General features: G+C 69.5%; 16 protein-coding genes. 11 read left to right on the forward strand and 5 right to left on the reverse strand.

Translation table 11 applies throughout. The features are described from left to right. The first annotated feature begins 4 nt into the window (after nt 1–4). The 5 genes from AC1VVG_RS26855 (at nt 5) to AC1VVG_RS26875 (ending at nt 2,915) form a co-directional block, all read left to right on the forward strand. Nucleotides 5–1,207: an amino acid aminotransferase gene (locus AC1VVG_RS26855; RefSeq protein ID WP_482836779.1), complete on the forward strand. Its 1,203-nt coding sequence runs from the start codon at nt 5–7 to the stop codon at nt 1,205–1,207. Between the two features lie 169 nt (nt 1,208–1,376). Then, entirely contained in the window at nt 1,377–1,775 is a 399-nt protein-coding gene (locus AC1VVG_RS26860) for a DUF488 domain-containing protein (RefSeq protein ID WP_034191428.1), read from the forward strand. A gap of 111 nt (nt 1,776–1,886) precedes the next feature. Beyond that, complete coding sequence (locus AC1VVG_RS26865) at nt 1,887–2,177, forward strand: DUF1488 family protein (RefSeq protein WP_034191427.1); 291 nt, start codon at nt 1,887–1,889, stop codon at nt 2,175–2,177. Nucleotides 2,178–2,193: 16 nt separating this feature from the next. Next, nucleotides 2,194–2,433, forward strand: a complete 240-nt coding sequence (locus AC1VVG_RS26870; RefSeq protein ID WP_034191426.1) for a hypothetical protein — start codon at nt 2,194–2,196, stop codon at nt 2,431–2,433. 155 nt (nt 2,434–2,588) lie between these two features. Then, nucleotides 2,589–2,915 carry a hypothetical protein gene (locus tag AC1VVG_RS26875; protein ID WP_034191425.1) on the forward strand — a complete coding sequence of 109 codons (327 nt, stop codon included), beginning with the start codon at nt 2,589–2,591 and terminating at the stop codon, nt 2,913–2,915. A gap of 14 nt (nt 2,916–2,929) precedes the next feature. Here the strand turns inward: AC1VVG_RS26875 and AC1VVG_RS26880 are convergent, their stop codons facing one another. The 3 genes from AC1VVG_RS26880 to lhpI all read right to left on the reverse strand — a co-directional run bounded on the left by AC1VVG_RS26880 (nt 2,930) and on the right by lhpI (nt 5,214). Further along, nucleotides 2,930–3,706, reverse strand: a complete 777-nt coding sequence (locus tag AC1VVG_RS26880; RefSeq protein ID WP_034191424.1) for a helix-turn-helix domain-containing protein — start codon at nt 3,704–3,706, stop codon at nt 2,930–2,932. 16 nt (nt 3,707–3,722) lie between these two features. Then, nucleotides 3,723–4,127, reverse strand: a complete 405-nt coding sequence (locus AC1VVG_RS26885; RefSeq protein ID WP_034191423.1) for a response regulator transcription factor — start codon at nt 4,125–4,127, stop codon at nt 3,723–3,725. Nucleotides 4,128–4,278: 151 nt separating this feature from the next. Then, nucleotides 4,279–5,214, reverse strand: a complete 936-nt coding sequence (lhpI, locus tag AC1VVG_RS26890) for a bifunctional Delta(1)-pyrroline-2-carboxylate/Delta(1)-piperideine-2-carboxylate reductase (RefSeq protein WP_482836782.1) — start codon at nt 5,212–5,214, stop codon at nt 4,279–4,281. A gap of 262 nt (nt 5,215–5,476) precedes the next feature. On the opposite strand from lhpI, the gene AC1VVG_RS26895 reads away from it, so the two are divergent. From AC1VVG_RS26895 to AC1VVG_RS26920, 6 genes are all read left to right on the forward strand, one after another. Continuing rightward, a complete protein-coding gene (locus tag AC1VVG_RS26895) occupies nt 5,477–6,214 on the forward strand; it encodes a FadR/GntR family transcriptional regulator (protein ID WP_034191422.1) in 738 nt (245 codons plus the stop codon). Nucleotides 6,215–6,340: 126 nt separating this feature from the next. Then, nucleotides 6,341–7,462 (forward strand): branched-chain amino acid ABC transporter substrate-binding protein, encoded by a 1,122-nt coding sequence (locus AC1VVG_RS26900; protein WP_059556510.1) that lies wholly within the window; start codon nt 6,341–6,343, stop codon nt 7,460–7,462. Nucleotides 7,463–7,531: 69 nt separating this feature from the next. Next, a complete protein-coding gene (gene lhpH / locus AC1VVG_RS26905; protein WP_049033612.1) occupies nt 7,532–8,539 on the forward strand; it encodes a trans-3-hydroxy-L-proline dehydratase in 1,008 nt (335 codons plus the stop codon). Between the two features lie 173 nt (nt 8,540–8,712). After that, entirely contained in the window at nt 8,713–11,289 is a 2,577-nt protein-coding gene (locus AC1VVG_RS26910; protein ID WP_482836784.1) for a penicillin-binding protein 1A, read from the forward strand. Nucleotides 11,290–11,368: 79 nt separating this feature from the next. Continuing rightward, nucleotides 11,369–12,244 carry a PilZ domain-containing protein gene (locus AC1VVG_RS26915; RefSeq protein WP_124608356.1) on the forward strand — a complete coding sequence of 292 codons (876 nt, stop codon included), beginning with the start codon at nt 11,369–11,371 and terminating at the stop codon, nt 12,242–12,244. Between the two features lie 224 nt (nt 12,245–12,468). Then, nucleotides 12,469–12,798, forward strand: a complete 330-nt coding sequence (locus tag AC1VVG_RS26920) for a DUF4148 domain-containing protein (RefSeq protein WP_034191417.1) — start codon at nt 12,469–12,471, stop codon at nt 12,796–12,798. Between the two features lie 100 nt (nt 12,799–12,898). On the opposite strand, the gene AC1VVG_RS26925 is transcribed toward AC1VVG_RS26920, so the two are convergent. Continuing rightward, entirely contained in the window at nt 12,899–13,792 is an 894-nt protein-coding gene (locus tag AC1VVG_RS26925; RefSeq protein WP_051701101.1) for a DMT family transporter, read from the reverse strand. Nucleotides 13,793–13,800: 8 nt separating this feature from the next. Further along, nucleotides 13,801–14,589: a DUF2182 domain-containing protein gene (locus tag AC1VVG_RS26930; RefSeq protein WP_059556514.1), complete on the reverse strand. Its 789-nt coding sequence runs from the start codon at nt 14,587–14,589 to the stop codon at nt 13,801–13,803. Nucleotides 14,590–14,599 lie beyond the last annotated feature (10 nt).

The following is a 14,599-nucleotide window of genomic DNA, read 5'->3' on the forward strand; positions in this document are numbered from 1 at the left end:
AGCCATGTTCGAACACATCGACGCGTACCCGGGCGACCCGATCCTGACGCTCAACGAGAACTTCCAGAAAGATCCGCGCGACCAGAAGGTCAACCTGAGCATCGGGATCTATTTCGACGCCGAAGGCCGGATTCCGGTGATGGGCGCCGTGCGCGAAGCCGAAACCGCGCTGCAGCGCGACAGCGGCCCGAAGCCATACCTGCCGATGGTCGGCCTGGCCGCGTACCGCGACGCCGTGCAATCGCTCGTGTTCGGCGCCGATCACCCGGCCCGCGCGGCCGGCCGCATCGCGACGCTGCAGACGCTCGGCGGCTCGGGCGCACTGAAGGTCGGCGCCGATTTCCTGAAGCGCTATTTCCCGGATGCGCAGGTGTGGCTCAGCGATCCGAGCTGGGAAAACCACCGCTTCATCTTCGAGCGCGCCGGCTTCACGGTGAATACCTACCCGTACTACGACGAGGCGACGGGCGGCCTGAAGTTCGACGCGATGCTCGCGGCGATCGACGCGCTGCCGGCGCGCAGCATCGTGCTGCTGCATGCGTGCTGCCATAACCCGACCGGCGTCGACCTCGATGAAGGCCAGTGGGAGAAACTGATCGACGTGATCGAGGCGCGCGGGCTGCTGCCGTTCGTCGACATGGCGTACCAGGGCTTCGGCGCGGGTCTCGACGCGGACGCGTTCGCGGTGCGCGAACTGGCCCGCCGCGGCGTGCCGACGCTCGTCGCGAACTCGTTCTCGAAGAACTTCTCGCTGTACGGCGAGCGCGTGGGCGGGCTGAGCGTCGTCTGCGAAGACGCAGCCGCGGCCGAGCGCGTGCTCGGCCAGCTGGCCGGCGCCGTGCGCTCGAACTACAGCAACCCGCAAACCTACGGTGCGAAGGTCGTCGCGGCCGTGCTCGGCATGCCGGCGCTGCGCAAGCAATGGGAAGAGGAGCTGTCGGCCATGTGCCGCCGCATCGCGCGGATGCGCCAGTCGATCCACGACGGCCTGCGCGACCACGTCGGCGGCGAGGCGCTCACGCGCTACGTGAAGCAGCGCGGGATGTTCACGTACACGGGCCTGACCGAATCGCAGGTCGACGCGCTGCGCGAAGTGCACGGCGTGTACATCCTGCGTTCGGGCCGGATGTGCGTGGCGGGCCTGAACGACTCGAACGTCGGCATCGTCGCGGACGCGATCGGCAAGGTGCTGAAGAGCGGCGTCTGAGCGCGGCGCGCTCCGGCGCGCACCGAACGAGGCAGGATGAGCCGGCTGTCCCCCGTCGCGGGGGCAGCCGGTTTTTTCTTGCGCGGCGGCAACGTGCGCCGGAAGACAGACGCGACGGCGCGTGCGGCGGTACGATGCGGCATCGGACGCAACACGAAAAGGGAGCGACATGGGCATCCGGATCATCCGGCTCGGCACGCCGCGCGCGGCCGGCGAGGGGCTGCGGATCGGCACGGTGCGGCGGCCGCCGCGCGGCGTACCTAAGGCGGAATTCGCGTCGCGCGACTACTATGATGTATGGCTGCCGACGCTGTCGCCGAGTGCCGAACTCGTTGCCCAGGCACAGGCCGCCGAAACCGACGCCGAATGGAATGCATTCAAGCGCCACTTTCGCGCGGAGATGGCGCAAGGCGACCCGGCGAAGGTGCTGGACCTGCTGGCGGCGCTGTCGGCCACCACGGCGTTCTCGATCGGCTGCTACTGCGAAGACGAGCGCCATTGCCACCGCAGCGTGCTGCGCGAGCTGCTCGCGCAGCGCGGCGCGGCGATCGAGCCCGACGCGGGCTGAAGCCGCGTCGCGCGGCTGCACCGGGATCGTGCGGTGCAGCGGACCGCTTGACGTGGGTCAAGCGCGCGGCCGCGCGCGCCACTATGCTCTCGTCATGGAGCCATCACGACGATGACAGGCCGACCGATGCACATCACTTTTCCGCCCGAGCCGCCCGAATATTGCGCGCGCGACCTGGTCGTCGCGTTTTCGGCGCTGGTCGACGGACGTTGCGTACAGTGCGCGGTCACGGCCGAGGCGCTGGAAGACCATTTCGGCGCGCGGTCGCTGCTCGAAAGCGACCTGCTGACCGCATTCGACGGGCACCGCCCGGCGATCGAGGCGATGGCGCGACGGATGCTCGAGGAAATCGGCGGCCGGCCGGTGCTGCTGCACAGCGGCCACTTCCGGCTCGAAGGCTGATACCGCAGGAGGGCGCATGACACTGCAGGGCAACATTCACGAACGCGACTGGTCGGTCGAAGTCGAGACGCGACCGTGCGAATCGGGCGAATTCCGCTGCCGCGTGTCCGTCGAGCACGGCGCCGGTGCCGCTCGGTTTCATCATACGTTCGAGCACAGTCACGCGTATCCGACCGAGCGCGAGGCCATGATCGAAGGGCTGCGCGCCGGCATGACCTGGATCGAGATGAAGACGTCGCAGGTCTTCAACGTATGAACGGACCCGCGCCAGGACGGCGCGGGGAGGATTGTCGGCCGGGCCGCGATCGCAGAATCGCGCCACGCCACGGGAAACGCGTGCCGCCGCATCGTGTGCGGGCGGGCGCATGCAAGGCGGTCGACGAGCGGGCGGCCCCGTCGGGAGAGTAGGACATGGGCGTGGGCATGCAGATCGCCTGCCGGGGATTCACCGGGTCCGCCGCGGTGGAAGCCGAGGCCGGCGCGCAGCTGGTGCGGCTCGAGCGGTTCCGCGCGCTGATCGGCGGCTGCCACCTCGCGATCGAATCGCGCGTGGCGACCGATGGCGTGCGGCTGTACGACGTGCGGCTCGACCTGGTGATGCACGACGCGGCGCTCAGGCCGCTGCCGCCATGCGCGGGAAACGACCTCGACGACGCGCTGCGCCGCGCATTCGCCCAGGCCGAGCAGGCGCTGATCGCGTGGCAGGCGAGCGGCGCAAGGGCGGCGCTGCGCCGATGATCCGGCGTCGCGCGTCAGACCTGCGCGAGCGCGTGCGCGTCGAGGATGCGCACGCGCTTGCCGCGCGTTTCGACCAGCGCGTCGCGATGGAACCGCGAGAACATCCGGCTGACGGTTTCGAGCTTCATCCCGAGATAGCAGCCGATTTCCTCGCGCGTCATCCGCAGGTTGAATTCGGTCGCCGAATAACCGCGCGCCTCGAAACGGGACGACAGGTTCAGCAGGAAATGCGCGACGCGCTGTTCGGCCGACATCGTGCCGAGCAGCAGCATCTGGCTCGATTCGCGAACGATCTCGCTGCTCAGCATCTGGTAGAGGAAGTGCTGCATCGGCTTGATCTCGCGGCAGGCGGCTTCGAGCGCGCCGAACGGAATGATGCACACGACGCTGTCCTCCAGCGCGATCGCGTCGCAGCAATGCTGGCCGCTGCCGATGCCGTCCATCCCGAGCGTTTCGCCGGCGATCTGGAAGCCCGTCACGTGCTCGCGGCCGTCGCGATGCATCATCACCGTCTTGAACGAACCCGCGCGCACCGCATAGATGCTCTGGAACGGATCGTCGATGCGGAACAGCGCGTCACCCTGGCGAACGTGCCGGGTCGTGCAGATGATCGAGTCGAGGCGGCCGTACTCGGCGGCCGTCAGGTGCGGCAGGCACATCGAGCGCATCGCGCAGGCCGAGCAGCGTGCGGCCGGATGTTTGGCGGCGTCGGCGCGCGCGGCCGCGCGCAGCGGAATCGTTGGCCGGGGTACGACGGACACGTCGGCGGCGCAGGCGGTGGCTGTGGACATAAGTCACTCCGGCTCGTCAGGGGTGGTGCACACGAGCGTGCACCAGGGATTCGATGACACGGCATGCGGCGTCGAATTCGACGGTCTTGTCGAAGAAGTAGTCGGCTCCCGCCGTCGCGCATGCCTCTCTGAATGCCGGCGCCGAATGATTCGTCAGCACGATCGTGACGATGCGCGGTGCGACCTTCGACAGCATCCCGATGAGGGCGAGGCCGCTGCCGTCCGCGAGCCGCACGTCGACGATCACGACATCCGCCCGGCAACTGCGGATGTGCGTCCACGCGTCCTGGCCGTCTTCCGCCTCGCCCACGACGGCGACGCCGCGGATCGCGCCGACGAGCAGCGCGATCCGCTGACGGACGGCGACGGCGTGATCGACGAGAAACACCCTGAGCGCGGCGGGTGACAGGCTGGCATTCATGCCGGCAGTATCGTGTTGCGCCGCCGAAATTGAAATCGGCCGAATTGGAAGTTCGTGTAGGCCGCTTCGACGCGTTGTAGGGCGTTTCCTACAACGCGTCCGGGAAACCGCCGGCGCGGCTCCGATGTTGCCGCGATATGCCGGTACGCGGTCAGCCGGCGCCGCGTGCCTCGAGCGCATCGCGCGCCGTGCGGCACGCGGCGAGATCCCATGCAGCGCAGCCGACGCTCTTGAACAGCATCGGCCCGCCGCGCGCGAACGTGCCGTTCAGCACGTCGGCGAGCGACGCGACGTGCTGCCAGTCGACCTGCGCGACGATCAGGTCGCCGGCCTCGTGGCGCGCGCCGGCCGGATCGTCGACGACGAGCCGGCTGCCGTGCACGGTGTTCGCGCCGATCTCGGCGGCATCCGCGGTGAACGCGCCGACGCCGACCACGAGCCGGCCCTCGCGCGCGGCTTCCCGGTAGACGGGCGTGCGGCTCGTCGTCAGCGTGACGACGACGTCGATCGCGTCGGGAATCGCTTCGCCGTCGAGCGGTGCGAGCCGCGGCGCCTGCGCGCGATGCGTCGCGCAGAACGCGGCCGCGCTGTCGGCGCGCGTGCCGCGCACGTGGAGGCGCGCTTCCGGGAAGATCGCCGCGAGCGCTTCCGCGTGATTGGCCGCCTGCTTGCCGGTGCCGATCAGCAGGACGTCGCGCGGCGCGGCGCCATGCAGCGCCTCGATGCCGAGCGCGGTGACGGCCGCCGTGCGGCGGCCGGTGACCGTCGGGCCGTCGAGCGCGAAGCGCAGCTCGCCCGTGGTCGCGTCATACGCACTCACCTGGCCGAGGATCGTCGGCAGGCCGCGCGTGCCGTTACCGGGGCAGACGTTCACGAGCTTGTGGCTCGCGAGGTCGCGCGCGCTCGACGGCATCGACAGCATCACGCCGCCGGCCTGCAGCGGCACGACGAGGCGCTCGGGGCTGACGATCTCGCCCGCCGCATACTCGGCAACGGCTTGCCTGAGCGTGGCGAGCAGCGCCGGGTAGTCGAGCAATGCGGCCGTGTCGGCCGCATCGAAAACGGGAATCGGGGAAAGGGCGGTCATCGTGTACGTCGTATGCGTCGTGAGCGTGGACGGCGGGCGCATGCCGCGCCCGCCACGGGGCTGCCGGATACCGCGACACCAGGCAGCGTGGATCGAATCTATACCACTTTCTGGCGCACCCGCAACCCAGAAAATAAAGCGTCGAGCCGGTTTTGGTTCTAATATCTGTCCAGAAGGGTTGCCGTGGCGCGATACCGGCGCCGCTCCGGTATAGTGCGAACCCATTCCAGATCCACGCCCGCGACCGGGCAGGAGCCATACGATGATGTCCGCGCGTCCCGAATCAATCGAAGGCGGTTTCCGGCCGCTGCAGATCTACGAGCAGGTAGCCGAGAAGATCCGCGACGAAATCCGCGCCGGGCGCTACGCGGCCGAGTCGCGCCTGCCGTCCGAGCGCGAGCTCGCCGCGCTGTTCCAGGTCGGCCGGCCGGCCGTGCGCGAGGCGCTCGGCGCGCTGCAGAACGAAGGGCTGGTGTTCACGAAGCGCAATTCGGGCACCTATGTCGTCGCGGCGCCGCTCGACGTGCTCGCGCGGCGCGGCGACGCACCGATGGCGTCCGAGGCCGACTTCAGCCCGACGTCGACACTCGACGTCCGGCTGATCCTGGAGCCCGCGATCGCACGTCTCGCGGCCGCCCATGGCCGCGCCGATCCCGGTGCCGAGCGTTATCTCGCGCAGATGGAAACCATCACCGACGTCGACGATCCGCACCAGCGCGCGCTCTGGAACGAGAGCGACCGGCTGTTCCACCGGCAGCTCGCGCTGATGACGGGCGACGCGCTGATGGTGAAGATCGCGGACGAAGTCGCGAAGACGATGGACCAGCCGCTGTGGAAACGGCTGAAGGACGACGGCATCTACGACGCGGGCCGGATCCGGCTCTACGTGTCCGAGCACCGGCTGATCTACGAGGCGATCGTGTCGGGCGATGCCGATGCGGCCGCGTTCTACGTCGAACAGCACATCCGCCGCGTGCGGCGCGACATCGCGCCGAAGTAGAACGAATCCGCGCGAATGCATTCTGGTCTTAAATATGACCAAAATTCCGAAATTATTTTGAAATTGCTTGCGATGTGACCACGTGTGTCCTACATTGGTTTCACTCAAAACCAATCAGGAGACATCATGCGACACCTCGTTACCGCGCTCTCGGTGGCCGTTGCCGCCGGCGCGCTGACTTCCGCGCACGCGCAGGAAGTCGTGATGATCGGCCATTCGGCGCCGCTCACCGGGCCGCAGGCCGCGAACGGCAAGGACAACGAAAACGGCGCGCGGCTCGCCGTGGACGAACTCAACAAGGCCGGCATCAAGGTCGCCGGCAAGGCCGTCACGTTCAAACTGGTTTCCGAAGACGACCAGGCCGACCCGAAGGCCGGCGTGCAGGTCGCGCAGAACCTCGTCGACAAGGGCGTCGTCGCGGTGCTCGGACCGTACAACTCGGGCGTCGCGATCCCCGCGTCGCGCGTGTACTCGACTGCCGGCGTGCCGATCCTGCCGGTCGCGTCGAACCCGGCGCTGACGAAGCAGGGCTTCAAGAACATCTTCCGGATCGGCGCGAGCGACGAACAGCTCGGCGGCACGATGGCGACGTTCGCCGCGAAGACGCTGAACGCGAAGACGGCCGCCGTGATCGACGATCGCACCGCTTACGGGCAGGGCGTTGCCGAGCAGTTCATGAACGTCGCGAAGGCGAACGGGATCCGGATCGTCGACCAGGAGTACACGAACTCGTCGGCCACCGACTTCCTCGGCATCCTCACCAAGATCAAGGCCGGCAACCCCGACGTGATCTTCCTCGGCGGTTATGCGGCGCAGGGCGCGCCGATGGCCAAGCAGATGAAGCAGCGCGGGCTGCGCGCGAAGCTGCTCGGCGGCGACGGCATCTGCTCGGCGGACATGGGCAAGGTCGCGGGCGACGCGGCATCGATCGTCTACTGCGCGCAGGGCGGCGTCGCGCTCGAGAAGACGGCGGCCGGACGCGCGTTCCTGAAGAAGTACCACGACACCTATCACACCGATACGCAGGTCTATGGCGTCAACTACTACGACGGGATGAAGCTGCTCGCCGACGCGATGGTCAAGGCCGGTACGACCACCGACAAGGCGAAGCTGATCGCGCAGCTCGCGAAGTCGAACTATGCGGGCGTCGCGGGCACCTATTCGTTCGACGCGAACGGCGACCTGAAGGGCGCGCCGACGACCGTCTACGTGATCCGCAACGGCCTGCCGGAGCCGTACGCGAAGTAACCGGCGCCCACGCTTGCCACCGGACGGCGGCGCGGCCGCCGTCCTTCGTTTCAACGCATCCGATTCGACATGAAAATTTCCCGATCCCTTTCCACCGTCGAAGTCCATACGGGCGGCGAGGCGTTCCGCATCGTCACGAGCGGGCTGCCGCGCCTGCCCGGCGACACGATCGTCCAGCGCCGCGCGTGGCTCAAGGCGCACGCCGACGAGATCCGCCGCGCGCTGATGTTCGAGCCGCGCGGCCACGCCGACATGTACGGCGGCTACCTGACCGAGCCGGTCTCGCCGAATGCCGATTTCGGCGTGATCTTCGTGCACAACGAAGGCTACAGCGACCATTGCGGGCATGGCGTGATCGCCTTGTCGACCGCCGCCGTCGAGCTCGGCTGGGTGCAGCGCACGGTGCCGGAAACGCGGGTCGGCATCGACGCGCCGTGCGGCTTCATCGAGGCCTTCGTCCGGTGGGACGGCGAGCATGCGGGGCCCGTGCGCTTCGTCAACGTGCCGTCGTTCATCTGGCAGCGCGACGTGTCGGTCGAGACGCCGTCGTTCGGCACCGTGACCGGCGACATCGCGTACGGCGGCGCGTTCTATTTCTACGTCGACGGTGCGCCGTTCGACCTGCCGGTGCGCGAGTCGGCGGTCGAGAAACTGATCCGCTTCGGCGCGGAAGCGAAGGCCGCCGCGAACGCGAAGTACCCGGTCGTGCATCCGGAAATCCCGGAGATCAACCACATCTACGGCACGATCATCGCGAATGCGCCGCGCCATCCGGGCTCGACGCAGGCGAACTGCTGCGTGTTCGCGGATCGCGAGGTCGACCGTTCGCCCACGGGCTCCGGCACCGGCGGCCGTGTCGCGCAGCTGTACCAGCGCGGGTTGCTCGCGGCCGGCGACACGCTCGTCAACGAATCGATCGTCGGCACGGTCTTCAAGGGGCGCGTGCTGCGCGAAACGACGGTCGGCGACATCCCGGCCGTGATTCCGGAGGTGGAGGGCAGTGCGCACATCTGCGGGTTCGCGAACTGGATCGTCGACGAGCGCGATCCGCTGACTTACGGCTTCCTCGTGCGCTGAACGGCGGCGCCGATCAGCCGCCGTCGAGCCGTTTCCCGGTTGTCGTACCAGGTTTGGCGCGTCGTTCCCGTTGCGGGGCACGCGCCTTTTTTGCGTGCGCAACACGGGCGCAGCCGCGCGGCGCGCGCCCGCGCAACGCCGCCGCGGCCGTGGGGCCGCGCGAGTTTGGTACGATGCAGCCTTTTCAGCCGAGCTCCACCCGCGTGAATCGCCGAAACGTGTCGTCAGTGCGTGCTTTCTGTGCCAGATGGGTCGCGCGCGCCCAACCCGTCGCGGCTGCCGCCGTGGCGCGGGTCAAGCCTCTCGCCGCCACCGCGTGGCGCCATCTCCGTCACCCGACGCGCCGCGGCGTGCTGCTCACGGGCGCCGCCGTGCCGGCGCTGTTCGTGGCGTACGTGGTCGTGCTGATCCCGTTCACGCCGGGCATCGGCGACATCCGCAAGGCGCGCGTCGACCAGCCGGCGCAGGTGCTGTCCGCCGACGGCAAGCTGCTGGCCGAATTCAAGCCGTCCAACCGCGAGTGGGTGCCGCTCAAGCAGATCTCGCCGCACATGGTCGACGCGCTGATCGCGACCGAGGATCACCGCTTCTACGCGCATCACGGCCTCGACTGGAAGCGCACGGCATCGGCCGCGCTCCATACGTTCTCCGGCAGCCGCCAGGGCGGCTCGACGATCACGCAGCAACTCGCCCGCAACCTGTATCCGGACGAGATCGGCCGCGCGCCGACGCTCACCCGCAAGGTGAAGGAGGCGATCACCGCGCTGAAGATCGAGGCGGTCTACAGCAAGGACCAGATCCTCGAAACCTACCTGAACACGGTGCCGTTCCTGTACAACGCGTACGGCGTCGAGATGGCCGCGCGCACCTACTTCGACAAGTCGGCCGACGAGCTCGACGTGCTCGACAGCGCGACGCTCGTCGGGATGCTGAAGGGCAACAGCTACTACAACCCGGTGCTGAACCCGGAGCGCGCGCTGCAGCGGCGCAATACGGTGCTCGGCCAGATGGTGAAGTACGGCAAGCTGTCGCCGGCGCAGTTCGCGCAGCTGCAGCGCCGGCCGCTGCGCATCGATTTCGAGCGCCAGAAGGAGCCGCCGGGGCCGGCGCCGCACTTCGCGCAGCAGTTGCGCAAGTGGTTGATCGCGTGGGCCGACCGCAACGACTACAACATCTACTCGGACGGGCTGATCGTGCGCACGACGATCGACTCGCGGCTGCAGCAGATGGCGACGCAGGCGCTCACGCTGCAGGGCAACCAGTTGCAGGGCATCGCGAACGGCGCATGGAGCGGCCGCGACGGCTGCGGCACCGACAACGAGGTGTTCCGCACCTTCATGCGCGAGTCGCCCGAGTACAAGGCCGCGCAGGACGCCGGCAAGGACGACGCGGCCGCGATGAAGCTGCTCGCGGCCGACCGCGGCTTCATGCGCGCGCTGTGCAAGGCGAAGACCGACGTTCAGGCGGGTTTCCTCGCGATCGATCCGCGTGACGGGCAGATCCGCGCCTGGGTCGGCAGCCGCGATTTCGCCCGCGAGCCGTTCGACCACGTCGCGCAGGCGCGGCGCCAGCCCGGCTCGACGTTCAAGCCGTTCGTCTATGGTGTCGCGTTCGCGAAGGGAATGAAGCCGGACGACACGTTCATCGACCAGCCGGTCGAGATCCCGCTGAAGGGCGGCGAGATCTGGCGGCCGAACGACGACGTGCCGCCGACCGGCAAGCCGATGACGCTGCGCGACGCGGTCGCGCTGTCGCGCAACCGGATCACCGCGCAGGTGATGGAGCAGGTCGGGCCGGCCGCGGTTGCGCGGCTCGCGCGCGACATGGGCGTGCGCGAAAGCCCGCTCGAACGCGTGCCGTCGCTCGCGCTCGGCACGAGCCCGGTCACGCTCAAGGAGATGGTCGCGTCTTACGCGACGATCGCGAACGGCGGGCTGTACGTCGAGCCGCAGATGATCACGCGCATCGAGAACCGCCAGGGCGAGGTGCTCGCCGAATACGCGCCGGCGCCGCCCGAACGCGCGCTCGACGCCGAAACCGACAAGACGCTGCTCGGCGTGATGCGCGACGTCGTGACGCGCGGCACGGGCGGCAGCATCCGCACGCGTTTCGGGATCCGCGGCGACGTGGCCGGCAAGACGGGCACGACGCAGGACAACGCGGACGGCTGGTTCATCCTGATGCAGCCGGGCCTCGTCGCCGGCGCGTGGGTCGGCTTCGACGACGGCCGCGTGACGCTGCGCAGCGACTACTGGGGGCAGGGCGCGCACAGCGCGCTGCCGATCGTCGGCGATTTCTTCCAGCGTGCGCAACGCGCCCGCCTCGTCGACGCGAAGGCGAAGTTCGATACCGAGCCGTCACCCGGCTGGTTCGCGTCGCTGCGCGAGCGTGTGACGGACCTGTTCGACACGTGGTTCCCGCCCGAATCGAAGAAGGCGTCCGCGCCCGTCAGGACACAGCGTATCGAGCGTCCGCCCGAGGTCGACGAAGGTGCGGCTTCGGATGCGTCGGCCGCATCGGCACCCGAGGCCGCGTCCGGCGGTCTCGTCGAGGAATGGGTGCCGGCGTCCGAAGTGGCCGCATCGGCCGCCGCGTTGTCGGCGGGCGCGTCCCAACCGCAGCCCGCGCAGCCGCCGGCGAGCGCCGGCACGACGAGCGGCGGCAGCGCGGGCCTTGGTGCGGCGCCTGCCGCCGCGCCGCTGCAGCCGCCGGCGCCGTCCGCGCCCGACGCGAGCGGCGCTTCCCAGTAACGAAGCCGTTCAGATTTCGTGCGATGCTGCCGTAATCAAGTTGTCACGACAGCTCGCGCGGTCGCTCCGCGCCTCTCCGATGCGGCTTTCCCCCGACTACGTCGCACTCGCGCGCGACGATCTTTGCGCCGGCGTTCCGCTCGGCTTCGATCTCTACGATGCCGACGGCGCCGCACTGCTGCCGGCCGGCACGACACTGCGCGATGCCGCGCAGCACGCTTTCCTGTTCGACCATTTCCGGCCCATGCGCCGTCGCGACGACGCCGACGCCGATCCGCGCGCGCAGGCCGCGATGCCGCCGGCCACGCGCATGGGACTGTCGGCGGGTGCCGCGATCGGCATCCGCCGCCGGGTCGGCACGACACGCGCGTTGCAGCGCTGCCGGCTGATCGGCGTCGCCGCATCGGGCGCGCTGTTCGTCGAGCCGCAGCCGGCGGCCGTGCTGGAATTCGCGCGCGGCGACGACATCGAGGCGGTCGCGATCGGCCGTGCCGCGGTGTCCCGTTTCGGTGCGACGATCGAGGCGGTGCAGGCGTCGGGGGCCGCGCCGTTCATGATCCTGTCGCCTCCCGGCTTCGTCGACCGGCTGCGCACGCGCGCGGAGCCGCGCGTGCCGGTGCGGATCGCGGCCTGCTGCGCGGGCGGAGCGGACCCTGCGGAAGGCATCGGGATGGTGCGCGACATCAGCCTGAACGGGCTGTCGATTGCCGTCGACCGGACGATCGCCGCAACCGGCGAGCCGTTGCGCGTGCTGCTCCCGTATGCCGCCGCCGACCGGGTCGAACTGCTGGCGCTCGACGGCACGGTGCGCGCCGTCCATGCCGATCCGGCGACGCCGGCGCTGACGCTGCATCACACGGCGTTCGGCGAACCCGCCGACGGCGACCGGGTCCGCCTGAAGGCGCTGCTGTTCGACCGGCTGATGGCGTCGGCGGATACCGATCGCCTGCGCTGACGGAGGGCCGGCGCACGGCGGATAGCGCATCGAGGTATTCGGTGCGCGAACGCCGATAATCATCTGATGAATCGGCTTATTCCCGCGAGATTGTACGGTTTCCGTCAACAGTGAATTTGCGATTTAAGTATTTACCCTGATAGCCGCGACTCCTAGACTTCTACTCATGCGCAACGACCCCGAGTCCGAAGCGCCTGACAAAACAATCCTGGAGGTAACGCATCATGAAATCGCTGATCAAGGCAGTTGCACTGGCCGCCCTCGTGGCCGCACCGGTCGTCTCGTTCGCCCAATCGAACCAGCAGCCGCTGACGCGCGCGCAAGTGCGCGCCGAGCTGGTCCAGCTCGAAAAGGCCGGCTACAACCCGAACGACTGGATGAACTACCCGGAAAACATCCAGGCCGCGCAAGCGAAGATCGCCGCCGCGCAAAACACCGGCGCGCAAGCCGACGCAACGGGCTACGGCGCGAATGCCGCCGCCACGTCGCAGTCGGGCCAGCGCGTGGTCGTGCCGGCCGCCGCCGATCGCTCGTCGGTGTACTTCGGCCACTAAGCCGGCAGGCGCCCGCGAGGGTGCCGGACTGGCCGCTTCCGCTGAACCCGCGCACGGTGTCCGCCGTGCGCGGGTTTTGCATTTGGGCGGCCGATCGGCATCACGACCCGGCGCCCGCATGGCGGGCACGGCTCGCGAGCACGGCGGCGACACCGCCGAGGATCGCGGCCGACGCGAGCGCGAGACGCCAGGTCGGCTGCTCCGACAAGAACAGCACGGCGCCGCACGCGGCGATCGGCGGCACCGACAACTGGACCGCCGCGGCGCGCATCGCGGTCAGGTGCCGCAGCGCGGCGTACCAGATCACGTAGCCGATGCCCGAAGTCAGCGCGCCGGACAGCACGGCGAGCGCGATGCCGGCCGGTGTCAGGTGAAGGCGGCCGGCGAGCGCGGCGCTCAACGCGAGTGCCAGCGGCGCGGCCCGCATGAAATTGCCGGCGGTCGCCGCGACCGGATCGGCGGTCCGACGGCCGCGTATCGAATAGATGCCCCATGCAATGCCGGCGACCGTCATCAGTGCGGCGCCGCCCGGCGTCGGCGCGGCGAGCCCCGGCGAGACCAGATACAGCAACCCGGCCAGCGCCGCGCCGAATCCGGCCCAGCCCGCGGGAGCAAACCGTTCGCCGGCGCGCCAGCCGGCCGCGAACATCGTCAGCTGCACCGCGCCGAACAGGATCAGCGCGCCGGTGGCGGCGCTGACGGTCAGGTACGCGAACGAGAAGCATGCGACATACGCGAACAGCATCGCCGCCGCAGGCCAGTCCGCCGGCTGGGCGGCCCGCCGCGCCCCCGCGCGTGCGACGAGCGCGAGCATCAGCGCGCCTGACACGAGGCGCACGGTGCCGAAGCTGGCCGCGTCGATCCGGCCGGCCTGCAGCGCAAGCCGGCACAGCAGCGAGTTCGATGCGAACGCAAGCATCGCGACCGACGTCAGCACGGCGGCGCGTGCGCCCGGCCGCACGTGCGACGCGAGTGCGGAGGCGGGCGGGCGCATCGCGGGCCTCACGCGTGACCGGCGACGATCAGCACGGCCGCGCCGAACAGCGCGGCACCGAGCGGCGCGGTGAGTTGCCGGCCCCACACGGCGTTCTTTTCGAGGGCCATCAGCGCGGCGAGCGACAGCATCCAGCCGAGACTGCCCGCACCGACGACGAACATCAGCAGCATCAGCGCCCAGCAGCAGCCGACGCAGAACAGGCCGTGACTGGCGCCCAGCGCGAACGCGTGCCGCAACGGCGAGCGGCCGCGCCAGTGGCCGATCACGAAACCGAGCGGCGTGCGACAACGTTCGAGACAGCGCGCCTTCAATCCGCTGAACTGAAACGCGCCGGCCAGCGCAAGGACGGCCGCGCCGATCAACCAGCCGCGCCACGCCAGCGCCGGCACGTGCGCGACGCCCGCCAGCAGCAGCGCGTGCAGGCCATGCGCGACGAGACCGAAGCCGCTCCATGCCGCGACGTAGCCGAGGCCGACGAGTGCGAGCAGCCGCGCGCGGTCGGGGCGCCCCGCCACGACGCGTGAGAACGTGTCGAACAGCGTCAGCGTCGTCGGCAGCATCATCGCGAGGATCATCAGCGTCCAGGCGGCCGCGTCGAACGCGGCCGGCAGCCACAGCGCGCCGCCCGGCAGCGCGCGGCACAGCGTGCTGAACGGCAACGACGACGCGTTCTCGCCGTGCTCGAGATAGCGCCCGTACGGGCTGCGCGTCCACGCCCACAGCGTGACCCACGCGAACCCGACGAGACTCGCGAGCACGAACGGAAACAGTCGCCGGTGCAGCCGCGCGGCCATGGTCGGTTAC

This window comes from Burkholderia sp. L-4 (assembly GCF_056856535.1).

Coding starts and splice junctions, on each gene's coding strand:
- AC1VVG_RS26875 (WP_034191425.1), top strand. CDS start 2,589: ATGGGCGTGGGCATGCAGATCGCCTGCCGGGGATTCACCGGGTCCGCC.
- AC1VVG_RS26885 (WP_034191423.1), bottom strand. CDS start 4,127: ATGAATGCCAGCCTGTCACCCGCCGCGCTCAGGGTGTTTCTCGTCGAT.
- AC1VVG_RS26900 (WP_059556510.1), top strand. CDS start 6,341: ATGCGACACCTCGTTACCGCGCTCTCGGTGGCCGTTGCCGCCGGCGCG.
- AC1VVG_RS26855 (WP_482836779.1), top strand. CDS start 5: ATGTTCGAACACATCGACGCGTACCCGGGCGACCCGATCCTGACGCTC.
- lhpI (WP_482836782.1), bottom strand. CDS start 5,214: ATGACCGCCCTTTCCCCGATTCCCGTTTTCGATGCGGCCGACACGGCC.
- AC1VVG_RS26895 (WP_034191422.1), top strand. CDS start 5,477: ATGATGTCCGCGCGTCCCGAATCAATCGAAGGCGGTTTCCGGCCGCTG.
- AC1VVG_RS26910 (WP_482836784.1), top strand. CDS start 8,713: ATGCAGCCTTTTCAGCCGAGCTCCACCCGCGTGAATCGCCGAAACGTG.
- AC1VVG_RS26870 (WP_034191426.1), top strand. CDS start 2,194: ATGACACTGCAGGGCAACATTCACGAACGCGACTGGTCGGTCGAAGTC.
- AC1VVG_RS26930 (WP_059556514.1), bottom strand. CDS start 14,589: ATGGCCGCGCGGCTGCACCGGCGACTGTTTCCGTTCGTGCTCGCGAGT.
- AC1VVG_RS26860 (WP_034191428.1), top strand. CDS start 1,377: ATGGGCATCCGGATCATCCGGCTCGGCACGCCGCGCGCGGCCGGCGAG.
- AC1VVG_RS26865 (WP_034191427.1), top strand. CDS start 1,887: ATGACAGGCCGACCGATGCACATCACTTTTCCGCCCGAGCCGCCCGAA.
- AC1VVG_RS26915 (WP_124608356.1), top strand. CDS start 11,369: ATGCGGCTTTCCCCCGACTACGTCGCACTCGCGCGCGACGATCTTTGC.
- AC1VVG_RS26920 (WP_034191417.1), top strand. CDS start 12,469: ATGAAATCGCTGATCAAGGCAGTTGCACTGGCCGCCCTCGTGGCCGCA.
- AC1VVG_RS26880 (WP_034191424.1), bottom strand. CDS start 3,706: ATGTCCACAGCCACCGCCTGCGCCGCCGACGTGTCCGTCGTACCCCGG.
- AC1VVG_RS26925 (WP_051701101.1), bottom strand. CDS start 13,792: ATGCGCCCGCCCGCCTCCGCACTCGCGTCGCACGTGCGGCCGGGCGCA.
- lhpH (WP_049033612.1), top strand. CDS start 7,532: ATGAAAATTTCCCGATCCCTTTCCACCGTCGAAGTCCATACGGGCGGC.